Source organism: Pedobacter sp. 01T416_2 (assembly GCF_056398925.1).
The window spans coordinates 1-6051 of record NZ_JBFTQI010000344.1; the positions used below are offsets into that span (position 1 = coordinate 1).

Annotated in this window: 3 protein-coding genes; 1 reads left to right on the plus strand and 2 read right to left on the minus strand. The window is 34.6% G+C overall.

What is annotated here, in order from left to right; genetic code table 11:
- Both AC1DPQ_RS15080 and AC1DPQ_RS15085 read right to left on the minus strand, forming a co-directional pair.
- On the minus strand, positions 1–1980 hold a 1980-nt coding region (locus AC1DPQ_RS15080; RefSeq protein ID WP_477610032.1), incomplete at its 3' end, for a TonB-dependent receptor plug domain-containing protein.
- Between the two features lie 956 nt (positions 1981–2936).
- A complete protein-coding gene (locus tag AC1DPQ_RS15085) occupies positions 2937–4655 on the minus strand; it encodes an FAD/NAD(P)-binding protein (protein ID WP_477610034.1) in 1719 nt (572 codons plus the stop codon).
- Positions 4656–5303: 648 nt separating this feature from the next.
- Between AC1DPQ_RS15085 and AC1DPQ_RS15090 the strand changes: the two genes are divergently transcribed.
- Positions 5304–5873 (plus strand): DUF1543 domain-containing protein, encoded by a 570-nt coding sequence (locus tag AC1DPQ_RS15090; RefSeq protein ID WP_477610036.1) that lies wholly within the window; start codon positions 5304–5306, stop codon positions 5871–5873.
- The last annotated feature ends 178 nt before the right edge of the window (positions 5874–6051 follow it).

Consider the following 6051-nt stretch of genomic DNA (forward strand, 5'->3'; position numbering starts at 1 on the left):
GTTAGTTCTTTCAGCATAAGGTAAAGAAATGCCATAACCTATAAAACCGCTTCCATAGGGTCTATTGATACCCAATCTACTACCATAACCCGGAATTGTAGGTTCTTCAAACCATCCATTTTCAGACCTGTATTGAGGTCCGGCTGCAAAACGATCATCCAAAAATATCCTAAGCGTCCTACCCCATCCTGCACTTACATTTAAGCCATTAAAAGTTGAGTTTGTTTTTAAGAACTGTTCCTTAAGGTTATAGTTAGCATTAAATGCCGAGGTAGTTACCCATCGGCTATCTGGTTGACCGTTAGAAGAGCCATCTCTTCTAACAATGGCGTTAACAGTTAAGAGGTTTTTATAGCTATACTTAGCCGAACCATAAAAAGACAATAAATTATTTTTCTCTTTATCAATATATCTGAAAACATAAAAGCCATTAGTAGCTAAATAGTCGTTATCATTTGAATTTCCATTTACCTTAAGTAGCTTAATAAAATCATTTTTGGTATCACCGTAGGCTCTAGCATAATTATATTTATAGGTATCGCCTTGAAAACTTTGACCTATCTCAAAATCAATAGCATGGTTTTTATTGATTTCGAATTTATAAGCAGCATTGTTATTTATTAGTATGCGCTGACTATAACCGAAATAATTTGAGATATAGTTAACGCCATCTATTAATGTTGAAGGGATAAAATAATCACGAACACCCTCGTTATAATCAAAAATTAAACTTGAAGTGATAGCTATCTTATTAACTTTTGCAGCTAGAATTAAGTTTCCATTTAAAATGCTTGACCTGTTATTGTCAACATTTTTTTCAGTTTCAGTTAAAAAACCTTGATAAATAGCAGCATTTGGAGACAATGGATTTGATAAATCAGGAATATAACGTTGCTCGGCAAAACGATCTCTTAAGCTATTATTTCTAATACGATCTAATCTTGAAGCATTTACTGTACTTGATACCGTAATCCATTTAAACGGCGCCATATTGATACCAAAAAACAAGTTGTATCTTTTGATATCAGTATTATCGGCGTTACCCGCATTTTTTGTTCCAGAACCGAAAAACCTAAAATTAGCCCGATCACTTCCGCCAGTAATCCCTAAATCAGCCGAAAATGTGGGCGTATTTTGGTAATAAAGATCATTCCAGTTTGATGGACCATAATATGCTGTATTAGTTGAATCTTTTAAATAAGAGGCATAACTGGCTAAATTTTGAGCATTAGCGTATTTTTGATAAAAAGGTTTTCTGAAATTATTTTCATAAACTCCATTAACTGTATTTACTTTGGGAGCTGTTACATATCCAAAATAAGAATTTACACTAATATCCCTTAAACCTCCCCTGGCATTTTTGGTGGTTATATATATTGCTCCATTTGCCGCATTAGGCCCTAACTTAGCTAATTCATAAGGATCTTTAACAACAACTATAGATTGTATGTTATTGATATTGATTTGTGAAAGTAAATTGGTAGCTGGACCAATCCTATTGTAATCATACTTTTGCACATCAAAAGCAAAAGGATTATCCTGTACCAAGGGCACACCATTTAAATAAACGGCAGGCTGCAAAGCATAAATATCCTTTTTATTGAACAACAATCCTGATGTTCCTTGAATCATCATACTTTGTTCTGTACCAGGTTCGCCGTTTGGCTCTTGCACATATACGCCTGCTAAATTTCCCTTAACAATTTGCTGTAGTGATAAATTTGGTACTGGATTTGATGCACGGATATTAATTGTATCTCGCACATTTTTGAATTTCTGCAGTGCTCTAACCATTTGGCCAATTGTATCGGTTTTAATGGAATAAGCAGTCGAATCTTTTTTGGCTTTAGTCGTATCTTGTTGAAAAACAAAATAACTGTCATTAGCCATTTTAAGGCATGCCCCGTGGGCGTATAAAGATTGCGATCCAAAAACCGATAAAAACAAGGCAATACAAACGCTTGTATAAATTTTAACCATTTTATTAGTTTAATTAAAAGTTTAAGTGTTTAAAGAAGAAGCTGGATTGTTAAAAATGTAATTAAGAAATTATCTCGATTTGAGATTTTGGGCAAAACAATGCCTTAAGACAAAAAGTAAAATTTTTGATCATGGAATGTGGTTTGGAATGGTTAGTATTAATTCTTAAAGCAAAATATATTGCCCAGAATGATTAGTTTTTGTTTGTTTGTTTGTTTGTTTGTTTGTATACCCTGGTTAGAGGTTTTATTATTTTATTTATTAATTATTCCCTGTTAGTTTAACAGTTTTTTGCTCGTAATAGTAAAATAAAATATCGGCTAGTTGTGATTTGTTAATGCAAGGTATATATTAAGAAAGTTGTTTTTTATTTTTTCTTAACGCAAACGTTTGCTTAAAAAAAGGAGTAAAATAAAACTATATGTTTATTAATTGCTTAAGCACAAGCTACTAAGAAGTAGATTTCTACCCTTACACTAGAAAATATTCTTCCCGATAATAAAACTTACCAGCAAAACCAAAAAACAACATTTACATGCTGTTCAAAAATTAACTTATACCAACCACATTTTGATTAAAGTACAAGTATTCARGATTCTCCAATATCGCTAAAATTGTATTAGAAAAAAGACACCAGTTAAAATGAGCGCAAACGTTTGTTTTTTCACACAAAACAAGCCGCAACACTACGTTAGGCAATTTTTTTTCTTTAAAAAAAAAATCAAGCATATTATTTTTAAGTAATTTCTGTTCTGAATTACAAAAGAAATCAAACATCAGCCTAATAAATTATTTTTCAAAAAACTGTTGTTTACTATTTTTAAAACAGTAAATCATAAACCGTTTTACTAACTGTATTTTTTGTAGAAACAGTACAAACTGACTTCATAAATGAGACTTATTTTAGTACAGCGTTCCTGTGATCAGGAATACATGAAACTATGCAGAAAATCTTATTAAGCAAACTTATTCTCTACTAAAACRCGCTTCAATACCGCCTCCGATGCGGCTTCACAGAAATCGATTCCGGAATAATCGGGGTTATAACCACCAATGTACGGAACGGCCATAATATAGATTCTTTCATTCATTTGCCCCGCTTCATTAACCACCTGAAAATGATCATTGATAGTGATACCAGGTACAGTTAAAAAGTAAGTATTGCCTTTCCTTATCACTAAATCATTATGCTTCATTTCTTCTTTTCCGTTCTCAGCAGATTGGAACTGCAACATGGCCGGACTAACTGTTCCATTCTTGATTAAACTTTTAAATGGAAAATCATTGAAAGAAAGATGTGGCTGACCAACACAATCGATAAAGGTATCGAAGTGAACGGTTATCTCTTGATCATCTACCTTATAATGATAATCGGCCCCGCCTGTTTTTAACGGTTCTACTTCAGCATCATCTCCAACGGCAACAATGCTTAACACACCAGCCTCATGAAGTGCTAATAATTCTCTGCACGAACTTTGGGGTACAAATGCAATTACAATAGAAATTAAGGGCATCAATACCTTTTGGAGCCGCTGCATATCTTCAGCGGAAAGGTACTTAGCAGGATAATTCATGGCAAAACTTAAAACAGCCAGGGCCTCTTTCCAATAAATAGATTTCCGCTTTTCTATAGATTTTTCGGCCTCCTCGTATTCTTTCTTAAAAAGGTCGAAAGGTTCTATTTTTTCTCTAAATGCCATCATGGCCTCCACAAACTCCTCGAGGTTCATTTCTTTAATCTGCTCATAAAAAACAGGATCCTTTTCAATGAACATTTCCTTGAAATTCTTTTCAAATACAAAATCCAAGGGTAAAAATCCTCCGTTCTTAGCTATACTCGCCTGAATTTCGGCTTTGCTGAGCGTTTCTTCCTTTCCTAAATGTGAATCTTCCAAATGAAAGCGAATAGCAGGTAATAAACCACTGCGCGAATGCATTACAATTTTAAATCCCTTGCTTTCTAAATGATAACGATAGGTTCCATCCTCATTGTCTTCAAACTTGCCGTTCTGCCTGGCCAGTGTTCTTAGGGCATCAATCGCCGTTAATGATGAACCCATAATGCCAACAGCGTGGTTAAGTTTTAACTCTATTTTTTTAGGTGGGTATGGAGAATCGAAATAATTAGGAATCCTGCCCTCATATTTTTTAGGCCAATTGTGCCCGGTACAGATAATAACCTGATCGAAATAAAGTTTATCATGATTTTGAACACATACGGCCACTGCATTGTCATCAGGAACATCAATAATATCTTCTACAATGCAATTTAAGTGGGCATTGGTTTTGATTCCTTTTTTAGCCGCAACTTCTTTCAGGAGATTAAACTGAGCAGATAAGTATTCGCCAAAAAATAGCCTGGGCAATACTTTGTATTCGTTAAATTTCTCTTCGCTGATGTTAAACTTTTTTAAAACCGCTTTAGGTGCTATTTTAACCCAATCTTCTATAGAATTAAAAATGATCGGAATTTCATTATCGGATACATTGGTTATATGTTCTACATTAGCTCCTTCGGTACTATAAGGCATACCTGCCCCTAAATAGTCTTTGCGCTCGAAGATCTCTATTTCGAAGTTGGTGGCTTTAGACTCAACTAATCTTTTGTACATGAACAGACCACTGGGTCCTCCACCTATAATGGCAATTCTTTTGTTTGCAGTAGCTGTATTCATTTATTCTTGACGCGTTTTATTTAGTTGGCGAAAATAGCAGGTGATAACCTGTAGGTGATATAATCTTAAAAAAGCGAAATTGTTTTAAATCGATGGAAAATGTAAAGAGGATAATGGAATTGAAAAGATCTCTCCATTCCGTTGCACTCCAGTCGATGACGCCAATTTTTAGAATCTATCATTGATAGAGGTTAGAATTTTTCAAATACATCGGAGTATTGATGACAGGTTTTGGCGGTTCGTCATTCCCAACTTGATTGGGAATCGTAATGCAAGCGCTTTAAGATTCCCGCCTGCGCGGGAAAGACGACCACGCTGTTGGGATCCGTCATTGATAGAGATAATTTATTTCATAAAGATCAATATAAATGATGTTTATTGCACTTTTAGGTTTCGGAAATAAATGTCAGTATTCCATGGGATTTGGTAGTCCCGCTATCGTTCCAGCCAATGCTAATTCAGTGCCGATTTTTCGGTAAAGAATCGGCATCCACTACTATCGGATTTATAATGAAAGTTTAGGCTGCATGATCTCTAGCTTTGTGTTCTCTGCGTCCTCTCTTTGTGTTCTCTGCGGTTAAAAGAAGATAGAAAATCACAAACCAATTATAATTGTAGCTGTTAAAAGAAAAGGCAATCAATTAAAATATGGACGAACAGCAACCTAAACTATACATGCTTTTATTGGGATCGAAAGCACCGAAAAGAAATGTAGAACAGCACGATTATTTCTTTGGCATTGCCCATTCGCTTAAAGCGCTTGTTCCCGAAATTAAAGCTTTTTGRCCCGAAGCAGGAACCAGTATACATATAGATGGCTGGAGGGAAGTGAATAAGGTTGATAATTACGAAATCAACATCAAATTAAGAGAGAACCATACTACTCTTTCTGCTAATAAACTATTTTTCATTAACCTTGGTGGCTACCAATCGAACCAACTATACGAACAACATTATATTGTTTTATCTGTACATGATGAAAGGGCGAAGGCTATACAAGAAGCAAAGAAAACGGTATTCTTTAAAACCAATTCGATAAAAGGCGCCAATGCCCACATCGATGAAAAGTATGGCATTGATGTAGACGATATTTATAAAATTGAAGATATTTTAAGCGAAGAATCGAAGCAAAAATACCATATCGAAATAAAAACATCTTCAGGCGATTTACCTGAAGATGAAATTCATTTGGGTTATTTTAAACTAGATAAACTTTAATAGCGTTATTTTTTCGACAGTTTTTTTAACCATGCCACTACATCAGCAGCTGCTTTATCATTTTCGAAACCCATTTCTTTTGGTAAACGTCCGTTAACATATTCGTCATATAACCATGGATCGGCAATGGCAATTACTGTTCCTTTACCATATTTAGCCGAAGCAATAACTGTTGCAT